General features: G+C 55.5%; 1 protein-coding gene. It reads left to right on the top strand.

Annotated elements, in window-relative coordinates; translation table 11 throughout:
* Positions 1 to 252 precede the first annotated feature (252 nt).
* A partial coding sequence (locus Q0F21_RS07795; RefSeq protein ID WP_297238834.1) for a LysM peptidoglycan-binding domain-containing protein occupies positions 253 to 1,625 on the top strand: 1,373 nt, incomplete at its 3' end.

Below are 1,625 nucleotides of genomic sequence, written 5' to 3'. Positions count from 1 at the left end.
GACTTCGACGACGATCGACTATTTGAAATCCAGACTTTACTTAACAACAGACCCAGGAAGAAACATGACTACATCTCACCTTTCAAACTTTTCGCCCCGTTCTTCCTCCCTGTTGCACTTCGTCCTTGAATCTACGATCACTAATACCGGTAATAGAATTGTGGCGGAAAGGGGGCAATTCATTACCTTTGTGCCATTACTGAAGAGTGGCGCCTGTGCGCCGTGTACCTATCTCATTGTATAGTATCTAAGATGAAGCGGAATATTGGGGGAAAACGAGTGAGACATATCATCCTGTGGATGTGTCTGGCACTATTCTTCTCCGTCGGTGGACCGGCGCAGGCTCAGACAAACAATCGTGTCCATGTGGTCCAGTCCGGAGAGACCCTGTATCGGATAGGTAAGCAGTACGGTGTCACCGTGGCAGACCTCTACCGGCTCAATCCCTCTGCCCGTCAGGGCATACGCGTAGGTGAGCGTCTGGTGCTGCCGGCCGGCGCAGGCTCAGGTACTTCCTCGGATCAGGAGTTTTATGCGGTCAAGAAAGGGGATACCCTCTACAGTATTGCGCGACGAGCCGGCACGACTGTCAAGGAGCTGATGGCTCTTAATTCCTTCCTCAAGTCTCCCGATGACATTGCGGCAGGTATGATCATCAAGCTACCCGGCTACTCCTCGGGGGTCTCCTCCTCGACCGATGCCAAGCGTGTGGAGCCTGCTGCTGCGGACAGCCTCAATGGTATCCGACTGGAGACAGTCTCCGGTGGTGCCACCGTCTACTCTCTCGTCAAGGGTACTGCCTGGAGCGAGGAGGACTTCTATCGGTACAATCCTCAGGTGCTGGAGCGTGGGCTGAGAGCAGGGGAGTCGGTCTTCCTCCCCGATGGTAGCATCCCCAATAACCTCGCTGCTCGGAGCGTCGTAGCCACTCGTCCCTCCACCGGCTCCGGTACCCTGGATGTGGTGCTGGCTCTCCCCTTCAGGCTCGATAGGGAGAGGCGCTTTGCTGACTACTACGAGGGATTCTTGATGAGCGTGCTTGAGGCAAAGCGGGAGGGGAGAGATATCAACCTCTATGTCTATAGCTGCGACGATGTAGAGATGCCGTCCACTAAGGTGGCAATCAGTAACCTTCCCGATGTCGACCTGATCATTGGTGGTGTCTCGGTTTCCACGATCCGTCAGCTGAGTGAGCTCGCTAGGTACAAGCAGGCCACTTATGTGATCCCCTTCTCCTCTAAGGAGGTGGCTTCGTCGCTCTCTGGGCGTGTCTATCAGGTCAATACCCCCGCTGCCCTGCTCTATGATCAGGCAGCGGAGCGCTTTATCCAGACCTATGGTTCGTACCATGTACTCTTTGTCAATCCTATGCCGGGAGAGGAAGAGAGTCCTTTCGTTATGGCACTCAAGAATAGGCTGCGCCTTGCCGGCAGCTCCTACTCGGAGTGCGCCTCGTCAGACTTTACGAGCGGCGAGGATGTGTCGCGACAGAGCTTAGGTCATCTGAGGATGGTGGTCGTACCGTCCTCCTCGTCCCTACAGGCAGCCCGCCAGGTGCTGAGTGCTATCGACAGTGCGCAGGAGGACCTTACGGAGAGCTCTGTGGTCACTGCCTTTGGCTATCC

Source organism: uncultured Porphyromonas sp., assembly GCF_934359325.1.
GTDB lineage: Bacteria > Bacteroidota > Bacteroidia > Bacteroidales > Porphyromonadaceae > Porphyromonas_A.
The sequence above is the reverse complement of the archived record's forward strand: the minus strand, read 5'-3'. Positions and strand labels throughout refer to the sequence as shown.